The organism is Streptomyces sp. R41 (genome assembly GCF_041053055.1).
Lineage (GTDB): Bacteria > Actinomycetota > Actinomycetes > Streptomycetales > Streptomycetaceae > Streptomyces.
This window is the reverse complement of the sequence record NZ_CP163443.1, coordinates 4,858,320-4,882,879: the sequence shown is the minus strand read 5'-3', so window position 1 is coordinate 4,882,879 and position 24,560 is coordinate 4,858,320. Positions and strand designations below refer to the sequence as shown.

Below are 24,560 nucleotides of genomic sequence, written 5' to 3'. Positions count from 1 at the left end.
AACGACTGTCCACAGCTACGTCTACTGGGACGGGCGCCGCCCTGGCGGCACGCATGCCCACAGCTGTGGCGGCCGGTTTTCAGTGGTGTGCTGCCGCCAGTGCCGCGCGCAGGTGGCCCTTGCTCTCCTCCAGGAGGTGGGCCGCGGTGGGGCCGTCCACCTTGCCGAGGATGGTCAGGATGGCGTTCTTCACCTCGCCGTCCGTGGCGGCGAGGGCCTGTTCGATTTCCTCGTCCGAGGCTCCGGTGGCGAGGGCGACGATGCGGCGGGAGCGGGCCCGTAGCTTCTCGTTCGAGGCGCGTACGTCGACCATCAGGTTCCCGTACGTCTTGCCGAGGCGGATCATCGTGATCGTCGAGAGCATGTTGAGGACGAGTTTCTGGGCCGTGCCCGCCTTCAGGCGGGTCGAGCCGGTCAGGAGCTCGGGGCCCACGACGACCTCGAGGCCGTGGTCCGCGGCAGCGGCGAGCGCGCTGTCCGCGTTGCAGGCCAGGCCGATCGTCAACGCGCCCCGCGCGCGGGCGTGTTCGACGGCGCCCACCGCGTACGGGGTACGGCCGGAGGCGGAGACGCCGACCACGGTGTCGTCGGGGGTCAGCCCCAGTTCGGAGAGGTCCTGTGCCGCCAGCTCCTTGGAGTCCTCGGCGCCCTCGATCGAGGTGATCATGGCGGTCGGGCCGCCCGCGATCAGGCCCACGACCTCGGAGGGATCGGTGTTGAAGGTGGGCGGGCACTCGGAGGCGTCCAGGACACCGAGACGGCCCGCGGTGCCCGCGCCGGCGTAGATGAGGCGGCCGCCACGGGACATGCGGTCCGCGATGTCGTCGATGGCGGCGGCGATGAGCGGGAGCTGCGCCGCGACGGCCGTCGGCACGGTCGCGTCCTCGCCGTTCATGATCTTCGCGATGTCCAGGGTGGCCAGCTGGTCGATCTCGGCGAGTTCGGGGCGGAACGCCTCGGTGGTCAGCGTCTCCAACTCGGCCCTCAGGCCACGGTAGTTGGAGGAGGCGTCGGCGGTTGAGGTCATGGAGGACGGCTCTTTTCCGTGCGGTACGACGACTTTCCGGTGCTGCGAGAAGAAGGGCCCCGTTGGAGAAGAGAACTAGAAGAGAGACAGAAGAGAGACAGGAGAGAGAAGAGCGGAGAAGCGGAAGATGGTCCTGTGGGTGCGCGCGGCCTAGCGGTGTCCGCCGCCGCGCGGCGTGTGGCGGTGCGCCAGGGCCTCGTACGAGGCGGACAGTGCCGGCGCCGCCGTCTCGTACGTCCGCTGGGCCACCCCCACGAACAGACAGTCCACCACCAGCAGCTGGCTCGTGCGCGACGACATCGCCGCCGGGCGCAGCTCGCTCTCGCGGGCCGTCGACGTGGTGAGGATGTGGTCCGCGTACTGCGTGACGGGACCGCCAGGGCGGCCGGTGATCGCCACCGTCGTCGCCCCGTGCTCGAAGGCGACCCGGAGCGGTTCGATGACGTCGCCGGTCGAGCCGGAGTGCGTGATGGCTATCGCCACGTCCTTGGCGCGCAGCTGCACCGCGTTGGTGACGGCGAGGTGCGGGTCGCTGTGCGCGTGGGCTATGAGCCCGATGCGCATGAGTTTCTGGAAGAGATCCTGGGCGACCAGACCGGACGCACCGACGCCGTAGATGTCGATGCGGCGGGCCGCGGCGATCGCGGCGACCGCCGCGCCGAGCTGGACGGTGTCGAGCCCGGCGGCGGTGTCGGCGAGGGTCTGCTGCTCGTCGTAGGCGAGTTTCGCGACGACGTCCGCGATGGGGTCGTCGACCGCGATGTCGGCGGTGACGGCGGGCGCGCGCCCCGACTGCTGCTGGGCGGCGAGCCCGGCGAGCGCCAGGCGCAGATCCCGATAGCCCGGATAGCCGAGCAGGCGGGCGGTACGGACGACCGTCGCCTCGCTGGTGCCGGTGAGCTCGGCGAGGCCGGTGACCGTGAGGGCGGCGCAGCCGGCCGGGTCACCGGCGACGGCCTCGGCGACCCGCTGCATGGAGCGGGTCATCGACGGGGCGAGCGTCCGCACCTTGGCCGCGAGGGCGGCGGGGGCGGGCGGCGCCTCTCCCGCGAAAATTTCCTTCACGTCATGGGTCACATCTGAAAGATATTTTCCGTTGGGGCATACGGTCAAGGGTGCGCACAATGGGTGCATGGACCCCATCAGCCCCCTGGAGCAGGCGTTGCACGCGGCTCGCGCCCTTGTCCTCGCCGATCTCGTCGCGGGCGAGGTGGCCGAGGCGGACGTCGTCTCCCTCGTGGAGGAGTCGGTGGTGCAGCGCCGCTGGTGGATCGAGCAGTGGCCGGAGGGCGCGGGCTACGTCGCCGGGCTCGTCGCCCAGGACGTGCAGGACGCCTTGCTGGAGCGGTACGGCCGGTGGCCGCTGTGTCCCGTCTGCGGCTCCGGTGACCCGCATGCCCTCGACGTCGAGCCCGAGTTGGGGCCCGACCCGCACTGGGTGTGCCACAAGGCGGGTGTGAAGGTCGCCTCGGTGGGCTCCCTGGGCTCGGCGACGGGTGGGACCCCGTCCTCGTGACCGTCTATATCGATCCGCCCGCCTGGCCGGGGCACGGCCGCATGTGGTCCCACCTGATCAGCGACGTCTCGTACGACGAACTGCACGCGTTCGCCGCGGAGTTGGGCGCGCCGCGGCGCGCCTTCGAGCGGGACCACTACGACATTCCCGCGCATCGGTACGAGGACGCGGTGCGCGCGGGGGCGGTGCAGGTCAGCAGCCGGGAGGTGGTGCGGCTGCTGTACGGGGCGGGGCTGCGGCGCCGGAAGCGTCCGGGGGCCAGCGGGTGAGGGCTGGCCGCGGGTTTTTCGCCCCCTCCGCCCCTGCCCGACCCGTATTTGTCTTTTGGCCGCGGGTGCGTGGGGGCTTGTCGCGCAGTTCCCCGCGCCCCTCCAGGGGTGCAGCCCCCAGGGACCCAGGGCAGCCCCGGCTGTCAGGCCTCCCGGGCGTAGAGCAGCAGTGCGCGGTCCATGCCTCGCTGCTCGTACGCGTAGCGCTCCACGTCCTCGCTCACCCGCGTGAACCCGGCGCGCGAAATGACGCGATGGGAGGGCCCGTTGGCCCGGTCGATGGCGGCGTAGAGGAGCTGGACGTCGTCGCGGGCCAGGGCCCAGTCGGCAAGAGCGCGCAGTGCCTCGGTCGCGTAACCGTTGCCACGGGCGTTCTCCGCGAGGTCGTAGCCGACCTCGGCCCGGCCCTCCTCGTCGGGCGCGCCGTGGAAGCCCATTCCGCCTACCGCGCGCCCGTCTTCGCGGCGTACGAGGACGAACATGCCCCACTCGGGCCGGTGCACCCCGTCCTCGTACGCCTTCACGACCATCCCGGCGGCATCCCGCGTGCCCTCGAACGGACCGCCCTCGATCCACTCGAAGCCGCCGGTGCCGCCCGCGTGCAGGTCGGCGGCGGCCGCCGGGGTGACCCCCTGGAGCGTGAGCCGCTCGGACTCGATCACGAGGTTGTTGCTCCAGCGCCACTCGGTGACCGGGGCGCGGCCCGGCAGCTCGCCCCGGCCGGTGGCCCACAGGAGGGTGGACCAGGGAGCCGGCCCGGGTCGGACGTGCGGGAAGATCCGGGTGAGGACGCCCTCGCAGAGCGCGGCCGGGGGTTCGTACGCGAGCTCCAGCCCCTCGGCGATGTCATGCGTGTGCAGCAGGACTTCGGCGATGCCCATCGCGGCGAAGCCCTCGCGGTTCGCGCTGCGGAAGGGGTACGGGTGGAAGGCGCGCACCTCGCGCGGCGTCGTACGGACGGCGGCGGCGAACAGGGCGCCGGTCGTCTCGATCACGTCGACGACGCCCGCGTTGTCGGTGCCGTCCTCCATCACGATCTCGAAGGGCACGTACGCCTCGGTGGCCCGCCCGGCCAGCTGCCCCGCGTACGCGATGAGATCGCTGGAGATGTGCTCGGCCGTCCGCCGGCAACTCCACTCCAGGCGTCCCGCCTTGACGCCGTCCCAGTCCCGCCCGGCAGCCGTACGCAGCAGCGCGACGCTCCCCGCGACGGCTTCCGCCACCTGGTCCGCGCCCAGGTGCCTGCTCACGTCCCCGCCCAGGTGCCCGCTCACGTCCCCGCCCATGTCTCCCATGCGGGCGAGGATAGGTCGGATCAGGCTTCCGTACGCACCGATTTGTTCGTGCCGTCCGCCTTGGTCACGACGGTCACGACGCGCGAGGACTGCGTACGGCGATGCAGTCGCAGTGAGACGACGGCCACGCCGATCGCGGCCACCGTCATGGCCGCGCCCGCCCAGGCGGTGGAGGTGTACCCGAACCCCGCGTCGATGACCGCGCCGCCGATCCAGGGCCCGCCGGTGTTGCCCAGGTTGAAGGCGGCCGTGGTCGTGGCGCCGGCCAGGGTGGGCGCGGCCGCGGCGACGTTGAACATCCGGGCGTTGAGCGCGGGCGCGGTGTAGAAGCAGGCGATTCCGAGGAGGAAGGAGAGGGCGACGGCGGCGATCGCGAACCGCCCGAACAGCGCGAGCGCGATCAGGATGACGGTGTCGGCCGCGATGCCGCTGATCAGCACCCCGAAAAGGTGCGCGTCGGCGATCCGCCCGCCGATCGTCGTACCGATCAGCGCGCCGGCCCCGAAGAGCGCGAGCACGGTCGGCACCCATCCGTCGTCGAGCCCCGCCACCTCCGTGAGCAGCGGCGCGAGATAGCTGAACGCGCAGAAGATGCCGGCCGCGCCGAGCGCGATGACACCGATGGACAGCCAGACCTGACGGTCGCGGAAGATGCGCAGTTCGCGCTTGAGCTGCGGCTTCTCGTCGGGGAGTGGAATACGCGGGATGAGCGTGACGATCCCGACGAGGGCGATCGCGGAGGCCGCGCCCACGGCCCAGAAGGCCGAACGCCAGCCGAGCCCCTCACCGAGGAAGGCACCGGCCGGCACTCCCAGCACATTCGCGATCGACAGACCACCGATCATCACGGCCAGCGCCCGGGCCCGCGCGTTCACCGGCACCATCGCGATGGCCACCGCCGCGCCGACCGCCCAGAAGCCGGCGCAGGCGAGCGCGCTGACGACGCGGGACGCGAACAGCACGGCGTACGTCGGCGCGAGCGCTCCCGCGACCTGGCCCAGGCCGAAGACCGCGATCAGGGCGACGAGGGTGGTCCGTCGCGGGAGCCGCAGCGTCACCACCGCGAGGAGGGGCGCTCCCACGACCATGCCGATCGCGAACGCCGAGATCAGCAGGCCCGCCTGCGGGATCGTGACGTCCATGTCGTCGGCGATGGGCGGCAACAGTCCGGAGAGCATGAACTCGCTGGTGCCGAGGGCGAAGACGGAGAGTCCGAGGATGTAGACGGACAGGGGCATGCGGGGGCGCGGGTGGTGAGGGTGAGTGGCAGGGGCGGCCGTATCGGCCGTATGGGGCGGATCCGGGGGCAACGGTCCAGAGGGCAGCGGTCCAGGGCTTGGGGGCATCCCTCCTTCGTACGTGGTCCATCGCCCGTCGTCGAACCAGTTTTAGGCGTGAGCGTGTGACCGTGTAAGCCCGCGAGTGCGTGAGTGACGTCAGTCGGTGAGCAGCTCCAGCTCGGCGCCGATGTTGTACCGCGCCGTTGCCTCCCACTGCGCCGCCCCGTGCGGTGTGTGGAACAGGCGGGGCAGGTCGAGGAGTTGGCGCAGGATCGCGGCGCGGCCCTCGCGGAAGGCGTCGTTCGGGACGAAGGCGTACTCCTGGCGGACGGCGGCGGTGTAGGCGGCGTACGCGTTCGGGGACGAGGCCAGGATGGCCAGGTCGGCGTCGCACAGGACCTGGCCGTTGCGGTCGTCGTCGGCCGGGTCGTGGGTGACGGTGAGGCGGACCAGGCCGGCGACCTCCCCGGTCTTCTCCTCGGACAGCCCGGCCTCGGGGAGCGCGCGTTCCGCGAGACGGGCCGAGCGCTCCTCGTTCTCGGAGCGGTCGGGGAAGTACACGGCGTCGTGGAACCAGGCGGCCAGGCGTACGAGGTCCGGGTCGTCCGCGTACTTCTCCAGTACGTCGATGTGGTCAAGGACCGCCTGGAGGTGCGTGACGGTGTGGTAGTGGCGCTGGGGCTCCTGCCAGCGGGCGAGGAGATTGTCCGCGTACGGGGCAGGGTCCGGGCCGCCGGGCGCCCGGGCTCCTTCCAGGGCGCGGGTCCAGCGGGTGCGCAGGGCGTCGAGATCGGCCATGCGCTCATTCTCCCGTGCGGCGCCCTCGGGGCCCTAGCGTGGAGCCCATGACTACTGCGGACGTGCACGACGTACGGGACCCCGAGCTGCCCGGGCGGCTCCTGACCATCGAGCGTGACGCGTTGATACCGCTGCTGCGGGCCAGGCCGGACGAGGACTTCGCGCTGGCGACCGCCGCGTGTCCGGGGTGGACCGTGCGGGACGTGCTCGCGCACTGTTCGGCCGCGTTGATCCGGGTGGTGGAGCGGCGGTTCGAGAAGGGGGTGTTCTCGCCCGAGTCGAACGACCGTGACATCGCCGAGCGGTCCGACTGGACGAACGCGCGGATCGTGGACGAGCTGGAGCGCGGGATGACCGAGGCCGGGCCGGTGATCGCCGAGGCGGGTGGCGTGCTCGACCCCATCGCGCTGGGCGAGTGGGTGCACGCCGGGGACGTACGCGAGGTCTTCGGGGAGCCCGGGGCCTACGCGGGCGACGGGCTGCCGTACGCGCTCACCCTTCTCGCGCGGGTCACCCGCGAGAAGGAGCATCTGCCGCTGCACGCCGACCTCGACGACGTGGATGAGCCGCTGCGGTTGGGGAGTGTGCCGGGGGACCGGCCGCCGGCCCGGTACATCGGCGATGCGGCGACGCTGGTACGGCTGTACGCGGGGCGGCCGGTTGCGGGGGAGCGCTATGAGCTGGTCGGGGCGGGGGAGGGCGAGCTGAACATCTTCGGCTGACGCGCCCCCAGACCCCGCGCAGTTCCCCGCGCCCCTTTTAGGGGCGCGGGGAACTGCGCGATCTTTTGGCGGGGGTCTGGGGGCGGCAGCCCCCAGGGACGGGACGGGCAGGGGCGGAGGGGGCGAAAACCCCCGCCCGCACACCAACTCGGCGTGATCTTCTCGCGGCGGCCGCATCACCCGCGTACCCTGGGATTGGACTAGACCTGTAGCCGCCCTAGGGAAGAGGTCACATGAGTAAGCGTGCAGTCCTGGAGGTGATCGCCCTCGACGCCGAGGACGCCGTCGCCGCCCAGGCCGGAGGCGCGGACCGCCTCGAGCTGGTCACCGACATGGCCGCCGACGGTCTCACCCCCGCGGTGGAGACGTTCACCGCGATCCGCGCCGCCGTAGACATCTCGCTGCGCGTGATGCTCCGCCTGACGGACGGCTTCGCCGCGGATGACGTCGACGCGCTCGTACGCGTCGCCGGCGAGATGCGCGCCGCGGGGGCGGACGAGTTCGTGCTCGGGTTCCTCGACGAGCACGGCGGCCCCGACCTGGCCGCCGTGGAGCGGCTCGTCGCCGAACTGGACGGCTGCCGCTGGACCTTCCACCGCGCGATCGACCGCGCCGCCGACCGCGACGCCCTGCGCAAGCAGCTCGCCGACCTGCCGGGCCTCGACGCCTACCTGACCGCCGGGTCCGCGGCGGGCGTGGACGACGGCCTGCCCACGCTGCTCGCCGAGGCCGCGCGCCGCGGTGAGCCGGGCTACGAGCCGCGGATCATGGTCGGCGGCGGCCTGCGCCTCGACCACGTGGCGCGCCTGCGCACGGCGGGCATCGACGCCTTCCACATCGGCGGCGCCGCCCGCCCGGGCGGATGGACCGCCCCGGTGTCACCGGAGGCGGTACGGGAGTGGCGGACGGCCTTGGACGCGTAGGCATGCTGCCGCGCCCGGGCCAAGGGCGCGGGCCCCAGACCCCCGTGTCGCGCTTCGCGCTCGTCCTCGAGCGCCGGACGGGCTGTCGCCGGCCCCCGAGGTCACGGATCCATATCCGCCAGGTAGTTGTTGTGTGTTGAGAGTCTCCCGGCGATCACCGTCCGGCTTTGTGCGTGCATATTGGGAAGGCCTCGATGAGCCGGGGCATGACAACTCGCACGCACGCAGGCGCAGCGCAGCGAAGCACACGCATGCGCGCCGCCGGCAACACGCACGTAGTAACAGGGGGACAAGGCTCCATGCCATCCATACGCAGCCGCTCGCTCGCGGCCGCCGCAGCCGTGATCGCGGCCATCATGGTCACCACCACGGCCTGCGACAGCAAGAAGGACGACGGGGCCGCCGCGCGGCCCTCGTCGTCCACGCAGGCGGACAAGAACGTCGACACCGGCCAGGACGACGACGGCTCCACCTCGCTCGGCGGCTACAAGCTGCCCGCCGGCATTCCCACCGACCTCAGCGGCGCCGCCCTGGAGAAGTGGAAGAACGGGGGGTGGAAGGACTACAGCAACTGGGCATCCAAGGCCGAGGACTTCGCCAACCCGTACATCAAGGACTTCTGGACGCCGGAGAAGATGGCCGCGGCCAAGTCCAGCATTCCGGTCGCGCAGGCGGGCAGCACCAGCACCGGTTCGGGCAGCGGCGCCACCTCGTACCTGCCCGACGGGACGGTGAAGCGGAAGGCGGCCACGAAGGTCAAGGCGACCTACCACCACTACGCGGCCCCCGTGGGCAAGCTGTTCTTCTCCTCGCCCGAGGGCGCCATGGTCTGCTCCGCCGCGGTCGTCACCGACCCGGCGCACCCGGGCAAGTCCAACATGGTGTGGACCGCGGGCCATTGTGTGCACGCGGGCAAGGGCGGCGGCTGGTACCGCAACATCGCCTTCGTCCCCTCGTACAACAACGGCGCGCGGCTGAGCAACCGGCAGATCACCAACCCGCGCGCCAAGTCCGTCTCCCCGTACGGCATTTGGTGGGCCAACTGGGCCACGACGTCGTCCCAGTGGATCAAGGGTGGCGGCCACCAGGGCAACGCGGCCTCGGCGTACGACTACGCCGTGCTGCACGTGAAGCCCGAGAGCGGAAAGAAGTCCCTTCAGGAGCGGCTCGGTTCGGCCCTGCCGGTGTGGTTCAACGCCCCGGCGGCCAACAAGGTCAAGAACATGAAGGTCCGCGGCTACCCCGCCGAGTCGCCGTACGACGGCTCGAAGATGTACGACTGCCGCGGCGCCACCAAGCGTTTCGTGCTGGCGAGCAATGCCCCCGCCCAGTTCATGATCGGGTGCACGATGAACGGCGGCGCCTCCGGCGGGCCCTGGTTCATGACGCACAACGGGCGGACCTACCTGGTCTCGAACAACTCGCTGAGCGACCGCAAGACGTTCATCACCGGGCCTCGCCTCGGCAAGAACGCCAAGCAGGTCTATCTGGCGACCAGCCGCAAGTTCAAGTAACGGCGTCTGTACGGCCGTTGGTGTCCTCCGGTGCTCGGCGCCGGGGGCCACCGCCTTTCCGTGCCCGGGTCGTGACCGCCGCCACCCCCGTCGCCGGCGCCATCAGTCCCGCACCCACCAGCAGGAACCACCGGTCGCCGAACAAGGCGATCGCCAGGCTGCCCGTACCGCCGGCCGCCGCCATGCCCAGGTAGAGCGCGCTGCTGTTGAGGGAGACCAGGACGGGAGCGTTGGCGGGGTCCAGGGAGGCCACGCGGGTGATCAGGGCGACCGCGATCGACCAGCCGACCAGCTATGTGCAGCTGCGCCGCGACGACCTCGACGCCCGGTTCCCCGACCTCCTGGATGCCCTGTTGAAGTCCTTGCCCGGTTAGGCAAGTTGGGGCGGCAGCGGTGCCGCGTGCGTCACGATCAGGCCCGAGACCGCTCGGGTCAGGGCCACGTACAGGCGGCGCAGGCCGGTCCGTTCGTCCGGCTCGCCGTCGACGACGGCCTGCGGCTCGTCCAGGACCACGTAGTCGTACTCCAGGCCCTTGGCGAGCGAGGCCGGCACCAGGGTGAGGCGGGTCTCGGCCGTCGTCTCCTCGCCCGGACCGAGATACGTCAGCCCGGCCGTCGTCAGCGCCTCGGCGAGGACCGGGATCCGGGCGTCCGCGGCGATGAGCCCGATCGAGCCCTCGTTGCGCAGCAACTCCGCGCAGGCGCCCACCACTTCGGAGTCGGCCGCGCTCGGCCGCACCTCGAAAAATCCCGGGTTCTCCCGCACCGACGCCACCGGCGTCAGCCCGGGCGCGATGTGCGGCAGCAGCCGGGACGCGTACGCGATGACATCCGTGGGCACGCGGAAGCCCGCCGTCAGCTCCTCCACGACGGCCTCCGCCTTGCCGAGGTGGCGCAGCGCCTCGTCCCAGCTCCGGGTGGCCCAAGGGGTCGTCCCCTGCGCGAGATCCCCGAGCACAGTCGCCGACCCGGTCGTGCAGCGCCGCCCCACCGCCCGGTACTGCATCGGCGACAGATCCTGCGCCTCGTCGAGCACCACGTGCCCGAGCGAGTGCGTGCGCTGGACGAGATCGGTGGCCTCGTCGATCAACACGGCGTCGGCGGCGGACCACTTGGCCGACTTCACCGAGCGCACCGGCTTCTGCCAGAGGATCTCCTTCTGCTCGTCCTCGCCGAGGATCCCCGCCGCGTGTACGGCGAGGAAGTCCGCGTCGGAGAGCAGCCGCAGCACGAGCTTGGCCGGGTCGACGGCCGGCCAGATCGCCTTGACCGCGGCCTTCACGGCGGTGTTGTGGGCGACGGCGTCCTGCACCCGGTCGTCCGGCGCCTCGCCCGACCGCTCCATCTGGACCAGCACGGCGTGCGCGATCCGCTGCGGAAGCGCCTCGCGCGCGGCGCCGTAGCGGATGTCGCGGTCCAGCAACTCCCGCACGAGATCTTCGAGTTCGTACGCCGCCACCCGCCAGCGCCGCGAACCGCGCACCACCACGACCGGCTCGGTGGGCACGGTCACGTGCGAGCGGACGGCCCGGCGCAGCACCTCGGCCATCCGGGCGTCGCCCTTGATGACGGCGGCGGCCGCGTCGTCGCTCCCGCGCACCTCGACCTGCGCGACGAGATCGTCGACGGTCGCCTGCTTGACCTCCAACTCGCCGAGGGCCGGGAGGACTTGCTCGATGTAGTGCAGGAAGGACTTGTTCGGCCCGATGACGAGGGTGCCGGTGCGGGCGAGCCGCTCCCGGTGGGCGTAGAGAAGGTAGGCGACCCGGTGCAGGCCGACGGCGGTCTTGCCGGTACCGGGGCCTCCCTGCACACAGACCGAGCCGGACAGGCCCGACCGTACGATCTCGTCCTGCTCCGGCTGGATGGTCGCCACGATGTCGCGCATCGGGCCGACGCGCGGCCGCTCGATCTCCTGCTGGAGCAGCTTGCTGGTCGTCGCCGCCTCGGCCGGGTCCGACAGATGCTCGTCCTCGTACGCCGTGAGGTCGCCGCCGGTGTAACCGAAGCGGCGCCTGAGCCCGACGTCCATCGGGTCCTTCTTCGAGGCCCGGTAGAACGGCTGCGACACCGGCGCGCGCCAGTCGATGACCATCGGGTCGCCCTCGGCGTCGTGCACATGCCGCCGCCCGATGTAGAACCGCTCACCCTCCGCGCCCTCCGCCTTGTCGGCGCCCGGTGCATGCAGGTAGTCGAGCCGCCCGAAGAACAGCGGGGTGTGGCTGAGGTCGGCGAGGGCCTTGATGCGCTCGTCGATCTGGTGCTGCAGGACGGCGGCGTTCACCCAGTTCGCGGTGACATCGCTGATGTCGAGGTTCTCCACGTCCTCGCGCATCGCGCGCAGCGCGGCGCGGGAGTCGCTGAGGTGGGTCCGCTCGCGGGAGAGGGGATCGTCGGACGGGGTGTCGGACGGATAGTCGGGCGGGGTGGACACGGGGGTTGCCTCCGGGGACCTGCTGCGGGAGTGATTCCGTCGAGGAGTTGCCGATGGATCCGGGCGGAATCGGTGACAGTGCGTGATTCCTGAGAGCCGTCCGGTTTCCGGCCGGGCGGCGGCACTCCGTGAAGGGAGGCGGGCAAGAGCGGAGATTCTAGGTGACCGGAGGATGTGGGGGCCAACGGTTTTTCCACCGCCTCAGGGACGCGCCCCCGAGGACCCTAGGGGTCGGGGTCCGTCGTGAGGCGTACGGCGGGCGGCCCGCAGGTGTACGAGGGGTCCGCGGAGGTTCGGTCCGCAGGCCGACGCCATTCGGGGCCCGGCGTTCCACCATGGATACATGAGCGCAGCAACCTTCACCCCAGGCCCTGTCCATCCCGTTCAGCCCCATGGCGCGACCGCCGCCTCCTCCACCCACCACCGCCACCGCCTCGGCGACGCCCTGCGCGCCGTGAAGGTGTTCGCGGAGGCGGCGTTCGGAGTGGTGCTCCTCGGCGAGTACGGCGAGGAAGCGGGCGTACGGCGGCGGTGAGCCGTACGCCGGGCCGTACCGCCCGGCACTAGGGTCACTCCGTGCCGCAACGGAACGTGACCGACAACTCACCCAAAGAAGTCGCCCAGTTCGCCCAGTTCACCACTCACTCCGCCCTGTCCACGCTGTTTCCCCTGCTCGCTCTCTCCCTCGCCGCCTTCTGCGCCCTCTGTGTCGTCACGCACGCCCCCATGGCGGACGCGCTGGTCTACCGGGCCGAGGGCGCGGCCGTACTGAACGGCAGGGATCTCTACGGTTTCACCGTCACCGAGTGGCGGCTGCCCGCCACGTACCCGCCCTTCGCGGCGCTCCTCTTCGTGCCGACGGCCTGGCTCCCGCCGGCCGCCCTCAAGGTGGCGTTCGTCGCCGGGAACGTGGCCCTGCTGGCCGCGCTGGTCCGCCTCTCCTGCCGTCTCGCGGGACTCCCCGAGCGGCTCCCCGCCGTCTGCGCCGCCACCGCCCTCGCCCTCTGGCTCGAACCCGTCTTCCAGACCGTCCTCTTCGGCCAGGTCAACCTCGCTGTCGCCTGCCTGATCCTCTGGGACCTGACCCGGCCGCCGGGCGCGCCCGGCAAGGGAATCGCCCTCGGCATCGCCGCGGGCGTGAAGCTCACCCCCGCCGTCTTCATCGCGTATCTGCTGCTCACCCGGCGCGTGCGCGAGGGAGCGACGGCTCTGGCCGCATGCGCCGGGACCGTACTGCTGGGGGCGCTCGTGCTGCCGTACGCGAGCGTGGACTTCTGGACCCGACGGCTCTACGAGACCGACCGCGTCGGCAAGGCGTGGATCGTGGACAACCAGTCGCTCCAGGGGCTGATCGCGCGTGCGCTGGGGGAGCCGTCGCCGGGCCCGGCGTGGGCGTTGCCGATGGTGGCCGTCGCCTGCGCGGGCCTCTGGCTGGCCCGCCGCACGGCCACCGTCAACGACCGTCGGGGCATCCTGATCATCGCCTTCACCGCACTCCTCGTCTGCCCGATCAGCTGGTCGCACCACTGGGTGTGGTGCGTACCGCTGATCGCCGTGCTGGCGGCGGACGGCCGCAGGCATACGGCGGCGCTGGTGGCGGTGGTCTTCACGGCCCGCACCCTGTGGCTGGTCCCGCACCAGGGCGCCCTGGATCTACAACTCCCGTGGTGGCAGCAGCCGTTGGCGTCGCCGTACGCGCTACTGGCGCTGGTCCTGCTGCCTCAGCTCTCGGCGCTGTCGGCGTTGTCGGCCAGCAGCTCGTCCGCGTCGACGATCCGGTAGGCGTACCCCTGCTCGGCGAGGAACCGCTGCCGATGGGCGGCGAAGTCCTGGTCGATGGTGTCGCGGGCGACCACGGAGTAGAAGTGGGCCTGGTGTCCGTCGGCCTTCGGTCGCAGTACCCGGCCCAGCCGCTGGGCCTCCTCCTGCCGTGACCCGAAGGTGCCCGAGACCTGGACGGCGACGGTCGCCTCCGGCAGGTCGATGGAGAAGTTCGCGACCTTGGACACGACGAGGACGCTGATCTCGCCCTCCCGGAACGCGTCGAAGAGCTTCTCGCGCTGCGCGTTACTGGTCTCGCCCTTGATGACGGGCGCGTTCAAGTGCTCGCCCAGCTCGTCGAGTTGGTCGATGTACTGCCCGATGACAAGGATCTGCTGCCCCGCGAAGCGGCGGACGATCGCCTCCGTGACCTTCCGCTTGGTCTCCGTCGTCGCGCAGTAGCGGTACTTCTCCTCGGTCTCCGCGGTGGCGTACGCGAGCCGCTCGGCGTCGGTGAGATTGACCCGGACCTCGACACAGTCGGCGGGCGCGATGTAGCCCTGCGCCTCGATCTCCTTCCAGGGCGCGTCGAACCGCTTGGGCCCGATCAGCGAGAAGACGTCCGACTCGCGCCCGTCCTCGCGCACGAGGGTCGCGGTGAGCCCCAGCCGGCGCCTGGCCTGCAGATCGGCGGTGAACTTGAAGACGGGCGCGGGCAGCAGATGCACCTCGTCGTAGACGATGAGCCCCCAGTCCCGCGAGTCGAAGAGCTCGAGGTGCGGATAGACGCCCTTCCGCTTGGTCGTCAGCACCTGGTACGTCGCGATGGTGACCGGCCGGATCTCCTTCCTCGTACCGCTGTACTCGCCGATCTCGTCCTCGGTCAGCGAGGTCCGCTTCACCAGTTCGTGCTTCCACTGCCGGGCGGAGACGGTGTTGGTGACGAGGATCAGGGTGGTGGCCTTGGCCTGCGCCATCGACCCGGCCCCCACGAGCGTCTTACCGGCACCGCAGGGCAGCACGACGACCCCGCTGCCGCCGTGCCAGAAGTTCTCCACGGCCTGCTTCTGATACGGCCGCAGCGCCCACCCGTCCTCCGCCAGCTCGATGGGGTGCGCCTCCCCGTCGACGTACCCGGCGAGGTCCTCGGCCGGCCAGCCCAGCCTCAGCAGGGTCTGCTTGATCTGCCCGCGCTCCGACGGATGCACGGCCACGGTGTCCGGGTCGATCCGCGCACCGACGAGCGGCGCGACCCGCTTCGACCGCAGCACCTCTTCGAGGACCGGCCGGTCGGTGGTGGTGAGCACCAGACCGTGGGCGGGGTCCTTGCTGAGGGTGAGCCGTCCATAGCGGTCCATGGTCTCGGCGATGTCCACGAGCAACGCGTGCGGCACGGGATAGCGGCTGAACTCCACGAGCGCGTCCACCACCTGCTCGGCGTCGTGCCCCGCGGCCCGCGCGTTCCACAGCCCGAGCGGCGTCACCCGATACGTGTGAATGTGTTCGGGCGCCCGCTCCAGCTCGGCGAACGGCGCGATGGCCCGACGGCAGGCGTCGGCGAGCTCGTGGTCGACCTCGAGGAGCAGCGTCTTGTCGCTCTGGACGATGAGGGGTCCGTTCACGCCTGTCCCTTTCTGCGTGCCGACACCCCTGCGCGGATGACCGGCCAAACCTCCAGTGTGCCTCAAGGGGCGATGATCACGGCTGGTCGTCCGCCAGCTCCGACACCCCCGTCACGCGGTGCAGCGGATACGTGCGGACTTCGTCAGCGGTGTGGTCGTACGCCGTGACGAAGCCGCCCTCGACGCGGATGGGGGCGATGACGCGCTGGCTGGCGGAGCCCTCGGCGTTGACGTAGCCGATCCAGAGGGACTCGCCGGTGAGCACGGCGGCCTGCATGGTGGCGAGGGTCTCGGCGGAGCTGGTGCGGGGGAGTTCGCCGTTGCCGGGGCGGTCGGTGGCCGGGGCCGGCTTGCGCGGGGTCGTGGAGGCCAGGTCACCGGCGCGGATGGCGCGGATCGCGGCGCCGAGGAGGGTGGCGTCGGGGACCGGAGGCCCGTCGGGGACGGGTGCCGGGGCCGTGCGCGGCGGGGTGCGGTGGGCGTGCGCGCGGGTGATCAGGACGTCGCCCTCGGCGGACTCGGCGGCGGGTGCGAAGCCCATGGAGCGGAGGCCTTCGAGCAGGGCGGCCGGGTCGGCCTGGGCGGCGAGGACCGTGGGCGCCAGGCGGCGCAGGCGGAGTCCGGCCGAGCGCTTGTCGGCGAGGATCTCGTTCAGCAGCGCGTCGTCGTCGCACCGGACGTACGCCGATGCCGCGCCGATCCGCAGATGCCCGTGTCTGCGCGCCACGTCGTCGATCAGATACGCGAGCGGCTGCGGGACGGGGGTGCGGGAGTGGGCCGCGAGGAAGGCCTGCAGGTCCGACGCCGAGCGGCCCGCGTCGAGAGCACGGCGCACCGAGCCCGGCGTGAAGCGGTAGACCGTCGCCCCGCCCTTCGACTCCACGTCCGCGAGGACGCCGAGCGTGTCGGCCAGGGGGCGCTCCAGGGGGCCCGGCGCGACCGCGGTCAGGTCCGCCTGGAGGAGGACGTGGTCCAGCGGCTCGGGGAGGAGCGGGGCGAGCAGGCGGGCCGCCCGGGCGGCCGCCGCGGCCTGCTCGGCGGGGGAGTGCGTGGCTTCGGGGAGCGGGTGGTGCCGCTTGTGGACGGGAAGCTTGTCGCCGGGGCCGGAGGAGTCGGCGTCCTGGGCGGTCGCCGCCGGGAACCCCAGCAGCGCCCGCCCCTGCGCGGACAGCGCCCCACGGCCCGTGATGCCCAGCAGCTCCGCCTCGGACAGGGTCCAGCGGGCCAGTCGGGTGCGCAGGTCGTCCGTGGCGTCCTGGGGGCCCCGCAGGGGGCGCTCCCAGTGGAGGCGGGCGAGGACGGAGTCCGTGGTGGGGGAGGCGCCCTCGGGGAGTGCGGCGAGGAGGGCGAGGACACGGTGGCGGACCTCGGGCGCGGCGGAACGGTCCAGGCCGGGCCCCAGCGCCGACAACGTACGGTCCTTCGCGTCCCTCCCCCCGACCAGGCCCGGCGTGCGGGTCGCGGTCAGCCACGCCGAGGCGAGCCGCGCCCAGCGCTCGGCGGCGGGCAGCTCCAGCCACTCGTCGTACGCGGGCGTCGCCGCGTACCGCTCGTCCGCCTCGCCGTCCGACGCCAACAGGCCCGCGGCGTAGGCGAGTTCCACCCAGAACGCGGCCACCGGCTCCGCCAGGTCGAGTGCCACCGCCGTCCGCTTCAGGTCCCGCACGCTCAGTCCGCCCGCGCGCAGCACGGCCGGACCGCCCTCGTGCCAGTCCTTGAGCAGCTCCTCGATGGTCGCCAGCGCCGTGTACGCCTGGCCCGCGGCCGCGGCGTCCACAACCTGTGGACGGTGGGTCCGCGCTGCCTCGACCGCCGGCGCCACCGGCTCCGTCGCCCGGTGCGCGCGGCCCGCCCGCAGGTGCAGGGCGACCTCCCGGGGCAGCACGACCGTGCCGGGCGCCGTCGGCAGCAGCAGCCCGCGGTCGATGAGCCAGCGCAGATGGCGCGCCGGGTCCGCCGTCACCTGGCCGTAGGGCGGTCCCCACACCAGCCGGGACAGCACGTCCAGCGACTCGGCGGGGGCGTCGTCGAGGATTGCCGCCATGCGCGTGCGGTCCGTGAAGAGGCTGCCGAGCGCCGCGACGGCGGATACGGAGTCGTGGGTGGTGGGCAGCCCGGCCGCCGCCACGATCTCCTGGATGCGCCCGGGGGACATGCCCGCCGTCGCCTCCGCGACGGTCGGGCCGAGCCCCGTCGGGGAGGGGTGCTGCGGCGACGGGGCGAGCAGCTCCCGGGCCGTCCGTACGAGCCGGAGGCGGTCGTCGGGGCCCCACACCAGGGCCTGCTCGCGGAGCGTCCCGAGAGCGCGCGGGAACGCCGCCGTGACCGCCGGGTCCGCGTCGTCGCCCGCCATGAGTCCGAGCAGTTCGTCGTGCGTCGCCGGTTCCGACGCCACGGCCAGGGCCTCCGCGGTCTGCAGGGCGAAACGGTCCAGGCGCTCCAGGGCGCGGACGACCGAGGCGCGGGTGCCGGCACGGGTGGCGAGCTGGGTGAGGTCCGTGGGGACGGGGGTGATCAGGTCCGGGCGGGACCTGAGGAGCGCGGACAGTGAGGCGTCGTCCCGCGCGCGGAGGGCTTCCGCCAGGGAACGCGGAGCGGTCTCGGTGCTCATCCTGTCAACGGTAGCGGGTGGGGTGGGGGTGGGGTGTTGTTCGCCCCCTCCGCCCCTGCCCGCCCCGTACCTGGGGGCTGCGCCCCAGCCCCCTTCGGTTGTTCTCCTGGTGCGGGGCGGTGAGGGCTTGTCGCGCAGTTCCCCGCGGCCCATACGGGGCGGGCAGAGGCAGAGGGGGCGAAGAAACCCGGTACCTTCGTCAGCACGGGGTATTCAACGCGCGCGCCCCGGAGGGGACTTCGTGGGGATCGAGAGCGACCAGCTTGTCTTCGACTACCTGAGCCGGGTCGGCGACCTGGCCCAGCAGCGCCAGCTGCCGTCCGCGACCCGCATGCGGCTGGTCTCGGAGCTGCGCAACGAGATCGACCGCCGCAGGGCGAAGACGACCGTCGACAGCCCGGCCGCCGTCCGCCGGATCCTCGCCCGCCTGGGCACCCCCGACGAGATCGTCGCGGCCGCCGGCCAGGGCGGCGACACGGGTCCCGGGACGCAGACGTGGGCCGCCGTCCCCACCCAGCGCGCGACCGAACCGGCGCCCCGTCCCAAGGGCCTGCGCCGCGTCGTCCCGAGGCCGCGCCCCGCGGAGTCCGAACCCACCGAGAGCCTCGACGCCCCCTCCCCGCCGCACCTCGCGAACGCGCAGGAACTCGGCGACAGCGTCACACAGCCGGACTGGTGGCGCGTGGACAGCAGCCCGTTCGGGCTCGACGACAGCGTGCCGGGGTTCGTCGGAGGTGTGGAGATCCCCGAGCTGCTCAAGCGGCCGCCCGAGAAGAAGCCCGACGAGGAGGCGAAGCCACCGAAGGAGACGGTTCCGGAGAAGGAGCCGGAAGTCGAGGAGGAGACCGACCGGACCCCGCGCCGCCGCCTCCCCGGCCTCAGCGGCTGGAGCAACCCCCTCCTCCTGCTCGCCGCCGCACTCCTGGTCGCCGGCGCCGTCCTCGGCAACTGGTTCGCCCTGGGCCTCGGCTGGCTCATCGCGTACGGCTCGCGCCGGCTGACCCCCGCCGAGTCGAAGTGGGCGGTCCTCGTACTGCCCGGCCTGGCCGCCACGGCCGGCATCGTCTGGCTCTGGGGCCGCACGAACGGCCGCTGGGGAGCCCCCATCGCCGAGGGCCACATGAACGACGCACTCGCCGAGACCTGGCCCTGGGTCGTCCGCGGCGCCGCCGTCACCTCCGCCCTCTACCTGGTCTGGCGCTCCCAACGCCAACGCTGACCGGCGGACCGCCTTGCCTCGCGGGCGCTGGGCACAATGGCCCATATGACTTCCACCGCGCTGACCGTCGGCTTCGACCTCGATATGACCCTGATCGACTCCCGCCCCGGTATCCACGCCTGCTACCAGGCGCTCTCCGCGCGGACGGGGATCTACATCGACTGCGATCTGGTGGTCACGCGGCTCGGGCCGCCGCTGGAGGACGAGCTCGTCAACTGGTTCCCGGCAAAGGATGTCCCCGCCGTCGCGGATCTCTACCGTGAGATGTACCCCACACACGCCATCACCGGCACGCTCGCGATGCCCGGCGCCCGGGAGGCGGTCGCGGCCGTGCGGGCGGCGGGCGGGAGCGCCGTCGTCGTCACGGCGAAGTGGGAGCCCAGCGCCAAGCTGCATCTGGAACATCTGCGCATCGACGCGGACGCGGTCGTCGGCAATCTGTGGGCCGAGCAGAAGGCGGAGGCGCTCCGCGAGCACGGCGCGAGCGTGTACGTCGGCGACCACACCGGAGACGTACGCGGCGCGCACACGGCGGACGCGTACTCCGTCGCCGTGGCTACCGGACCGTGCGACGCCGCAGAGCTCCGCGCGGCGGGCGCGGACGTCGTCCTCGCCGATCTCACGGAGTTCCCGGCGTGGCTGGAGGAATACCGGCGTCGCCGCGAAGCCGGCAACCGCTAGGGCCTGTCCGCGCGAGGCATCGCGCTAACCCCGCGCGGCGCGCGCCCGGCGGCGGCCCTCCGCGATGGACTGGAGCACCCCGGCTCCGGCCAACAGGAATCCGACACCCATGAGCATGCTCAAGCCGAACATGTATGTCGGAAAAGGAGCCGTACCGAGCAGCAGCGGTGCCACGGTGACCAGAGTGGCCACGGCACCGATGAAGAACACGATGGCACCGGCACGGATCAGCCGGTCACCGGCTTCTGCGGAATTCGCTTGGGTTTTGTCACGCACCGGACCAGGGTAGTTCCCTGCGCGAAGGAACAATCCAGCGACGTCTTGTCACCAGCCGCCGGACCATTAGCCTTGGTACCGGCGGGTCAGACGACCCGCTGTAGTGCTATCCAGAGCCGTTTACGGGCAGTTGCCCGCGCAGTTTTCAGAGCAGTTTCCGACGAGTACGAGGACGAGGACAGACGTGCCTACCGGCAAGGTCAAGTGGTTCAACAGCGAGAAGGGCTTCGGCTTTCTCTCCCGCGACGACGGCGGTGACGTCTTCGTTCATTCCTCGGTCCTGCCCGCCGGAGTCGATGCTCTCAAGCCCGGCCAGCGCGTGGAGTTCGGCGTCGTCGCCGGTCAGCGTGGTGACCAGGCGCTTTCGGTGACCCTCCTGGACCCGACCCCCTCCGTCGCGGCCGCGCAGCGCCGCAAGCCGGACGAACTGGCCTCCATCGTCCAGGACCTGACGACCCTCCTCGAAAACATCACGCCGATGCTGGAGAAGGGCCGTTACCCCGACAAGGCGTCCGGCAAGAAGATCGCGGGCCTGCTGCGAGCCGTCGCCGACCAGTTGGACGTCTAGACGCCTACGGGAAATTCAGCGCATCCGGGCCGAGGGGCGGTACCAGCCCCTCGGCCGCCGCACGTGTGAGCAGTCCGCGGACGGCGGCATACCCGTCGTCGCCCAGATCGGCCGTGAACTCGTTGACGTACAGGCCGATGTGCTGGTCCGCGACCTTCGGATCCATCTCCTGGGCGTGTTCCAGGACGTAGGGGCGGGAGGCCTCCGGGTCGTCCCAGGCGGCGCGGACCGAGGCGCGGGTCGCCTCGGCGAGGGCCTTCAGCCGCTCCTCGCCCAGTGAGCGCTTGGCGATGATCGCGCCGAGCGGGATGGGCAGCCCGGTCGTCCGCTCCCAGTGCTCGCCCATGTCGGCGAGCTTGTGCAGCCCGTAGTTCTGGTACGTGAAGCGCGCCTCGTGGATGACGAGCCCCGCGTCGACCTTCCCGTCCCGAACGGCGGGCATGATCTCGTGGAACGGCATGACCACGATCTCGCCGACACCGCCGGCCACGACATCCGCGGCCCACAGCCGGAAGAGGAGGTACGCGGTCGACTTCTCGCTGGGCACGGCGACCGTACGCCCCGTGAGGTCCGCGTCGGCCTCGCGGGTGAGCACCAGAGGCCCGCAGCCCCGCCCCAGCGCGCCGCCGCACGGCAGCAGCGCGTACTCGTCGAGGACGTACGGCAGCACGGCGTACGACACCTTCAGAACGTCGAACTCGCCGCGCTCGGCCATGCCGTTGGTGATGTCGATGTCCGCGAAGGTGACGTCGAGCGCGGGCGCGCCCGGCACCCGGCCGTGCGCCCAGGCGTCGAAGACGAAGGTGTCGTTCGGGCAGGGCGAGTAGGCGATCCGCAAGGGCTCGGGCAGCTTCTCAGGGCTCATATGGGTTCCAACTCTCCAGTACGGGTGCGAGCTTCCCGAAACCCTCGCTGAGTGCGGCGAGAGCGTCGCCGATGCGCCAGGCGGCGCGATCGCGCCGGCCGACGGGGTTGGAGACCGCGCGGAGCTCAAGGACGGGCACACCATGAGCCGCGGCCGCCTCGGCGACCCCGAACCCCTCCATCGCCTCGGCGAGGGCGCGGGGGTGCCGGGCGCGCAGCTCGGCGGCGCGGGCGGCGGTGCCGGTCACGGTGGAGACGGTGAGCACCGTCCCGGCGCGTCCACCCGTGGCCGCGGTGATCGCTCGCACGAGTGATTCCGGTGGACGGTGGCTGACGGTTCCGAAGCCGAGTCCGGTGACGGGGACGAAGCCGTCCGCGGTGTCCGCGCCCAGATCCGCCACGGTGATGTCGTCGGCGACGACGAGCGACCCGACCGGGGCGTCCGGCTGGAAGCCGCCGGCGATACCCGCCGAGACGACCAGGTCGTACGGTTCGCCGCCGATCGCGGCCGCGGTGAGCGCGGAGGCGGTGGAGGCGGCGGCGAGAGCGGGGCCGACGCCGGCGGCGAGCAGGTCGTACCGGGCTGTTCCGCCTGTTCCTCCCGCTCGGTGCAGCACCACCCCGGGCAACGGGACCTCATGAACGGCGACCGTGAACGCCCCGGCCACCGCGTCCCGTTCGACCGGGACCGCGGTGGCTACGAGGACACGTACCGCGGAAGACGTGGTCAGGAGTCCTTCTTGAGCTTGAAGGACCACAGGCCGGTGACCGTCTTCTCGCCCTCCTTGATGGAGACGAGCGTGGAGTTGCCGCTGGCGCCGTACTGCGCGTTGAAGAACACGCTGCCCGGGATCGTGCGGTACGTCTTGTTGCTGGAGTCGGTCAGCGGCTGACCGTTCATCAGGATCGTCCAGCCGTTGTCCGCGATCTTCGGGTCCACGCCGAAGCGCACGGTCTCGTCGGGGTCGACCTTGATGGACTTGATGTCCTTGGACTTCAGGCAGCTCGCCAGGTCCGCGGTCTTCACCGCCTTGCCGTCGTTGTAGCAGTCGGTCTCGGAGCTCACCGAGTTCTTGCCGACCGTGATGGTGGCCAGCGGCGTCGGCTTGTCACAGGCGGACAGGACGAGGAGTCCGGCGGATACGGTGCCGACGACGGCAACGGCGCGACGACGGCGCGCAGCGCTGAGTCCATTAGCGGCTCTGCCGCGGGGCAGGGATGTCATGGCGAAAGGCTATCGGGCACGTCCAGCGCTCTCCCCACGTGGGGTGCGGCGTGCCGTACCGTGCCCCCGCCTGGCCGCCCGGCTCAGGCCACCCGGGGCCGCCCGGCTCCCCCGTGCCGCGCCGAGCTCAGCAGCCCCCGTGCGGTCGTCAGCCACCCCGCGGCGACGATCGCGGCGGCCACGGACAGCCCGAGCGTGCCGTTGAGCGGCAGCGCGATGCCGATGCCGCCGCCGATGACCCAGGCCATCTGCAGCAGGGTCTCGGAGCGGGCGAACGCGGACGTGCGGACGAGTTCCGGGACGTCCCGCTGGATCAGCGCGTCCAGCGACAGCTTGGCGAGGGCCTGCGCGAACCCGGCGACCGCGGCGAGACACGCCACGAGGGCCGCCCCGAAGAAGAGGGCGGCGATGATCGCGACCCCCAGCACGAACGCCACGACGGTCACGATGATGATCTCGGGAGCGCGCTGTTTCAGCCAGGCTCCGACCGCGGTGCCGAGCGCGTTGCCCGCGCCCGCGGAGACGCCCACTATCCCCAGCGAGACCGCCGCGCTCTCGCCGGTGAGCGGGTGCTCGCGCAGCAGGAAGGCGAGGAAGAAGATCAGGAAGCCGGAGAGGCAGCGCAGGGACGCGTTGGCGCCGAGCGCGTGCGTGACGGCCGTGCCGACGGTCCGCAGTCCGGGCCGGCGCATCTTCTTCTTGATCAGCTGCGGCCCGTGCAGATGCTCCTCGTCCGCGGCGAGCAGCGCTCTGTCCTCGCCCTTGGCCGAGTCGACCTTGTGCGGCAGCGTGAACGACAGGAACGTACCCGCGATGAAGATCACGAAGGCGCCGTAGAGCGGATAGCGCGGGCCGAGCACCTGTAGTCCCGCCCCGATCGGCGCGGCGACACCGGTGGCGAGGAGCCCGCCGAGGGTGACCCGGGAGTTGGCCTTCACCAGGGAGAACGTGGGCGGCAGCAGCCGTGGCACGACAGCACTGCGTACGACCCCGTACGCCTTCGACGCGACCAGCACCCCCAGCGCCGCCGGATACAGCTCGAGGCTGCCGGTGACGACCGCGCCGGAGAGCAGCAGCGCGAGGAAGGCCCGGGCGAGCATCGCTCCCGCCATGGCGGCGCGGCGGCCGTGCGGGAGGCGGTCGAGGAGGGGGCCGATCACGGGGGCGAGGAGAGTGAAGGGCGCCATCGTGATGGCGAGGTACAGGGCGACGCGGCCGCGGGCCTCGTCGGTCGGTACGGAGAAGAAGACGGTGGAGGCGAGGGCGACGGTGATCATGACATCCCCGGCACCGTTCACCGCGTGCAGCTCGATCAGCTTGCCGAGCCCCGACTCACCCGCCCCGTGCGCGTGCGTCGCCTTCCGGATCCCGCGCGCCGTCCCCGTCACCGGGAAGTGCAGGGCACGCCCGACCGCACGGACGGACCCACTCACCCGGCCCGATCCGCCACTCCGACTGCTCCCCTTGGCACCGCCACCGACTCCGGTGGCTCCCTGGGGCGACCTTGCGGCTGCCACTCCGTCATAGTGCCCCGAGATGGGGGTGCGTAGTGCGGTTACCGCGCGTATGGGGGCCGAGTGGGGCGGGGGCGCAGCGGCCGGGCGTACTTCGGGGAGTCGTTCGGGGCGTACTTCGGGGGAGTACTTCGGAGGCGAGTGTCGGGGGGACGCGTGTCGGGGGCGAGCGTTGGGGCCGAGTGGGGCGGGGGCGAGTCTCGGGTGACGAGTGTCGGGGCGCGCGTTGGGGGACGAGTGGGGCGGGGGGTGAGCGCCGAGGGCGAACGCCGGGGGGCGCCGGGGGGCGAGCGTCCGGGCGGAGCCCGCGGGACGGACCGAGTCGGGTGGGCGGGCGGGAAACACGGCGCGGAGCGCCGAAAAAAACCGCCGCGGAGCGGCGAAGAAACCGCAGCGGAGCGGCGCAGACCCAGGCGCGGAGCGCCGAAGACCCCGGCCGCG

At 72.0% G+C, this 24,560-nt stretch carries 25 protein-coding genes; 11 read left to right on the top strand and 14 right to left on the bottom strand.

Going from position 1 to position 24,560, the window contains the following annotated elements; all coding sequences use genetic code 11:
* Window positions 1-79 precede the first annotated feature (79 nt).
* Both murQ and AB5J53_RS22320 read right to left on the bottom strand, forming a co-directional pair.
* Window positions 80-1,027 carry an N-acetylmuramic acid 6-phosphate etherase gene (murQ, locus tag AB5J53_RS22325; protein WP_369247436.1) on the bottom strand — a complete coding sequence of 316 codons (948 nt, stop codon included), beginning with the start codon at window positions 1,025-1,027 and terminating at the stop codon, window positions 80-82.
* 150 nt (window positions 1,028-1,177) lie between these two features.
* Window positions 1,178-2,104, bottom strand: coding sequence for a MurR/RpiR family transcriptional regulator (locus AB5J53_RS22320; protein ID WP_189186180.1), 927 nt, complete (start codon window positions 2,102-2,104; stop codon window positions 1,178-1,180).
* Between the two features lie 55 nt (window positions 2,105-2,159).
* On the opposite strand from AB5J53_RS22320, the gene AB5J53_RS22315 reads away from it, so the two are divergent.
* Both AB5J53_RS22315 and AB5J53_RS22310 read left to right on the top strand, forming a co-directional pair.
* The gene (locus tag AB5J53_RS22315) at window positions 2,160-2,543 is read left to right on the top strand and encodes a hypothetical protein (protein WP_369247435.1); all 384 of its coding nucleotides are present in this window, start codon (window positions 2,160-2,162) and stop codon (window positions 2,541-2,543) included.
* Window positions 2,540-2,812: a DUF4031 domain-containing protein gene (locus AB5J53_RS22310; protein WP_369247434.1), complete on the top strand. Its 273-nt coding sequence runs from the start codon at window positions 2,540-2,542 to the stop codon at window positions 2,810-2,812. The genes AB5J53_RS22315 and AB5J53_RS22310 overlap by 4 nt, the downstream gene beginning before the upstream one ends.
* A gap of 143 nt (window positions 2,813-2,955) precedes the next feature.
* Here AB5J53_RS22310 and AB5J53_RS22305 read toward each other — a convergent pair whose 3' ends face one another.
* From AB5J53_RS22305 to AB5J53_RS22295, 3 genes are all read right to left on the bottom strand, one after another.
* Window positions 2,956-4,035 carry a GNAT family N-acetyltransferase gene (locus tag AB5J53_RS22305; RefSeq protein ID WP_369252394.1) on the bottom strand — a complete coding sequence of 360 codons (1,080 nt, stop codon included), beginning with the start codon at window positions 4,033-4,035 and terminating at the stop codon, window positions 2,956-2,958.
* 92 nt (window positions 4,036-4,127) lie between these two features.
* Complete coding sequence (locus AB5J53_RS22300) at window positions 4,128-5,345, bottom strand: Cmx/CmrA family chloramphenicol efflux MFS transporter (RefSeq protein ID WP_369247433.1); 1,218 nt, start codon at window positions 5,343-5,345, stop codon at window positions 4,128-4,130.
* Between the two features lie 198 nt (window positions 5,346-5,543).
* Window positions 5,544-6,185, bottom strand: a complete 642-nt coding sequence (locus tag AB5J53_RS22295; RefSeq protein ID WP_369247432.1) for a hypothetical protein — start codon at window positions 6,183-6,185, stop codon at window positions 5,544-5,546.
* A gap of 47 nt (window positions 6,186-6,232) precedes the next feature.
* Between AB5J53_RS22295 and AB5J53_RS22290 the strand changes: the two genes are divergently transcribed.
* The 3 genes from AB5J53_RS22290 to AB5J53_RS22280 all read left to right on the top strand — a co-directional run bounded on the left by AB5J53_RS22290 (window position 6,233) and on the right by AB5J53_RS22280 (window position 9,344).
* Entirely contained in the window at window positions 6,233-6,907 is a 675-nt protein-coding gene (locus AB5J53_RS22290) for a maleylpyruvate isomerase family mycothiol-dependent enzyme (RefSeq protein WP_369247431.1), read from the top strand.
* 233 nt (window positions 6,908-7,140) lie between these two features.
* Window positions 7,141-7,830, top strand: a complete 690-nt coding sequence (locus AB5J53_RS22285; protein ID WP_369247430.1) for a copper homeostasis protein CutC — start codon at window positions 7,141-7,143, stop codon at window positions 7,828-7,830.
* Between the two features lie 299 nt (window positions 7,831-8,129).
* On the top strand, window positions 8,130-9,344 hold the full coding sequence (locus tag AB5J53_RS22280) for a serine protease (RefSeq protein WP_369247429.1): 1,215 nt from the start codon (window positions 8,130-8,132) through the stop codon (window positions 9,342-9,344).
* Here the strand turns inward: AB5J53_RS22280 and AB5J53_RS22275 are convergent.
* Complete coding sequence (locus AB5J53_RS22275; protein ID WP_369247428.1) at window positions 9,337-9,597, bottom strand: hypothetical protein; 261 nt, start codon at window positions 9,595-9,597, stop codon at window positions 9,337-9,339. The genes AB5J53_RS22280 and AB5J53_RS22275 overlap by 8 nt on opposite strands.
* Before the next feature lie 4 nt (window positions 9,598-9,601).
* On the opposite strand from AB5J53_RS22275, the gene AB5J53_RS22270 reads away from it, so the two are divergent.
* Window positions 9,602-9,718 (top strand): ArsR family transcriptional regulator, encoded by a 117-nt coding sequence (locus AB5J53_RS22270; protein WP_369247427.1) that lies wholly within the window; start codon window positions 9,602-9,604, stop codon window positions 9,716-9,718.
* On the opposite strand, the gene AB5J53_RS22265 is transcribed toward AB5J53_RS22270, so the two are convergent.
* Window positions 9,715-11,679: an ATP-binding domain-containing protein gene (locus AB5J53_RS22265; protein WP_369252392.1), complete on the bottom strand. Its 1,965-nt coding sequence runs from the start codon at window positions 11,677-11,679 to the stop codon at window positions 9,715-9,717. The genes AB5J53_RS22270 and AB5J53_RS22265 overlap by 4 nt on opposite strands.
* A gap of 442 nt (window positions 11,680-12,121) precedes the next feature.
* On the opposite strand from AB5J53_RS22265, the gene AB5J53_RS22260 reads away from it, so the two are divergent.
* Both AB5J53_RS22260 and AB5J53_RS22255 read left to right on the top strand, forming a co-directional pair.
* Window positions 12,122-12,313, top strand: a complete 192-nt coding sequence (locus tag AB5J53_RS22260; protein WP_369247426.1) for a hypothetical protein — start codon at window positions 12,122-12,124, stop codon at window positions 12,311-12,313.
* 134 nt (window positions 12,314-12,447) lie between these two features.
* Entirely contained in the window at window positions 12,448-13,560 is a 1,113-nt protein-coding gene (locus tag AB5J53_RS22255; protein ID WP_369252390.1) for a glycosyltransferase 87 family protein, read from the top strand.
* On the opposite strand, the gene AB5J53_RS22250 is transcribed toward AB5J53_RS22255, so the two are convergent.
* Window positions 13,500-15,161, bottom strand: a complete 1,662-nt coding sequence (locus AB5J53_RS22250) for a DNA repair helicase XPB (RefSeq protein WP_369247425.1) — start codon at window positions 15,159-15,161, stop codon at window positions 13,500-13,502. The genes AB5J53_RS22255 and AB5J53_RS22250 overlap by 61 nt on opposite strands.
* A gap of 76 nt (window positions 15,162-15,237) precedes the next feature.
* Entirely contained in the window at window positions 15,238-17,772 is a 2,535-nt protein-coding gene (locus tag AB5J53_RS22245; protein WP_369247424.1) for a helicase-associated domain-containing protein, read from the bottom strand.
* Between the two features lie 241 nt (window positions 17,773-18,013).
* Here AB5J53_RS22245 and AB5J53_RS22240 point away from each other — a divergent pair, with 241 nt between their 5' ends.
* Together AB5J53_RS22240 and AB5J53_RS22235 are read left to right on the top strand one after the other, a co-directional pair.
* A complete protein-coding gene (locus AB5J53_RS22240) occupies window positions 18,014-18,991 on the top strand; it encodes a hypothetical protein (RefSeq protein ID WP_369247423.1) in 978 nt (325 codons plus the stop codon).
* Window positions 18,992-19,036: 45 nt separating this feature from the next.
* Window positions 19,037-19,672: an HAD family hydrolase gene (locus AB5J53_RS22235; protein WP_369247422.1), complete on the top strand. Its 636-nt coding sequence runs from the start codon at window positions 19,037-19,039 to the stop codon at window positions 19,670-19,672.
* A gap of 24 nt (window positions 19,673-19,696) precedes the next feature.
* Here AB5J53_RS22235 and AB5J53_RS22230 read toward each other — a convergent pair whose 3' ends face one another.
* Entirely contained in the window at window positions 19,697-19,948 is a 252-nt protein-coding gene (locus AB5J53_RS22230) for a hypothetical protein (RefSeq protein WP_369247421.1), read from the bottom strand.
* A 184-nt stretch (window positions 19,949-20,132) separates the two neighbouring features.
* Between AB5J53_RS22230 and AB5J53_RS22225 the strand changes: the two genes are divergently transcribed.
* Window positions 20,133-20,516 carry a cold-shock protein gene (locus AB5J53_RS22225; RefSeq protein ID WP_099503518.1) on the top strand — a complete coding sequence of 128 codons (384 nt, stop codon included), beginning with the start codon at window positions 20,133-20,135 and terminating at the stop codon, window positions 20,514-20,516.
* A 4-nt stretch (window positions 20,517-20,520) separates the two neighbouring features.
* Here AB5J53_RS22225 and AB5J53_RS22220 read toward each other — a convergent pair whose 3' ends face one another.
* The 4 genes from AB5J53_RS22220 to AB5J53_RS22205 all read right to left on the bottom strand — a co-directional run bounded on the left by AB5J53_RS22220 (window position 20,521) and on the right by AB5J53_RS22205 (window position 24,122).
* On the bottom strand, window positions 20,521-21,381 hold the full coding sequence (locus tag AB5J53_RS22220) for a 1,4-dihydroxy-6-naphthoate synthase (protein WP_369247420.1): 861 nt from the start codon (window positions 21,379-21,381) through the stop codon (window positions 20,521-20,523).
* A complete protein-coding gene (locus AB5J53_RS22215) occupies window positions 21,371-22,138 on the bottom strand; it encodes a futalosine hydrolase (RefSeq protein WP_369247419.1) in 768 nt (255 codons plus the stop codon). The genes AB5J53_RS22220 and AB5J53_RS22215 overlap by 11 nt, the downstream gene beginning before the upstream one ends.
* Complete coding sequence (locus tag AB5J53_RS22210) at window positions 22,108-22,605, bottom strand: DUF2771 domain-containing protein (RefSeq protein ID WP_369247418.1); 498 nt, start codon at window positions 22,603-22,605, stop codon at window positions 22,108-22,110. Before AB5J53_RS22210 ends, AB5J53_RS22215 begins: the two co-directional genes overlap by 31 nt.
* 83 nt (window positions 22,606-22,688) lie before the next feature.
* A complete protein-coding gene (locus tag AB5J53_RS22205) occupies window positions 22,689-24,122 on the bottom strand; it encodes an MFS transporter (protein WP_369247417.1) in 1,434 nt (477 codons plus the stop codon).
* Window positions 24,123-24,560 lie beyond the last annotated feature (438 nt).

What these genes read in the sequence shown, in the direction of transcription:
- murQ (WP_369247436.1), bottom strand. Translation starts at nt 1,027, where the DNA reads ATGACCTCAACCGCCGACGCCTCCTCCAACTACCGTGGCCTGAGGGCC.
- AB5J53_RS22315 (WP_369247435.1), top strand. Translation starts at nt 2,160, where the DNA reads ATGGACCCCATCAGCCCCCTGGAGCAGGCGTTGCACGCGGCTCGCGCC.
- AB5J53_RS22300 (WP_369247433.1), bottom strand. Translation starts at nt 5,345, where the DNA reads ATGCCCCTGTCCGTCTACATCCTCGGACTCTCCGTCTTCGCCCTCGGC.
- AB5J53_RS22295 (WP_369247432.1), bottom strand. Translation starts at nt 6,185, where the DNA reads ATGGCCGATCTCGACGCCCTGCGCACCCGCTGGACCCGCGCCCTGGAA.
- AB5J53_RS22290 (WP_369247431.1), top strand. Translation starts at nt 6,233, where the DNA reads ATGACTACTGCGGACGTGCACGACGTACGGGACCCCGAGCTGCCCGGG.
- AB5J53_RS22285 (WP_369247430.1), top strand. Translation starts at nt 7,141, where the DNA reads ATGAGTAAGCGTGCAGTCCTGGAGGTGATCGCCCTCGACGCCGAGGAC.
- AB5J53_RS22280 (WP_369247429.1), top strand. Translation starts at nt 8,130, where the DNA reads ATGCCATCCATACGCAGCCGCTCGCTCGCGGCCGCCGCAGCCGTGATC.
- AB5J53_RS22265 (WP_369252392.1), bottom strand. Translation starts at nt 11,679, where the DNA reads ATGCGCGAGGACGTGGAGAACCTCGACATCAGCGATGTCACCGCGAAC.
- AB5J53_RS22260 (WP_369247426.1), top strand. Translation starts at nt 12,122, where the DNA reads ATGAGCGCAGCAACCTTCACCCCAGGCCCTGTCCATCCCGTTCAGCCC.
- AB5J53_RS22245 (WP_369247424.1), bottom strand. Translation starts at nt 17,772, where the DNA reads ATGAGCACCGAGACCGCTCCGCGTTCCCTGGCGGAAGCCCTCCGCGCG.
- AB5J53_RS22235 (WP_369247422.1), top strand. Translation starts at nt 19,037, where the DNA reads ATGACTTCCACCGCGCTGACCGTCGGCTTCGACCTCGATATGACCCTG.
- AB5J53_RS22220 (WP_369247420.1), bottom strand. Translation starts at nt 21,381, where the DNA reads ATGAGCCCTGAGAAGCTGCCCGAGCCCTTGCGGATCGCCTACTCGCCC.
- AB5J53_RS22210 (WP_369247418.1), bottom strand. Translation starts at nt 22,605, where the DNA reads ATGACATCCCTGCCCCGCGGCAGAGCCGCTAATGGACTCAGCGCTGCG.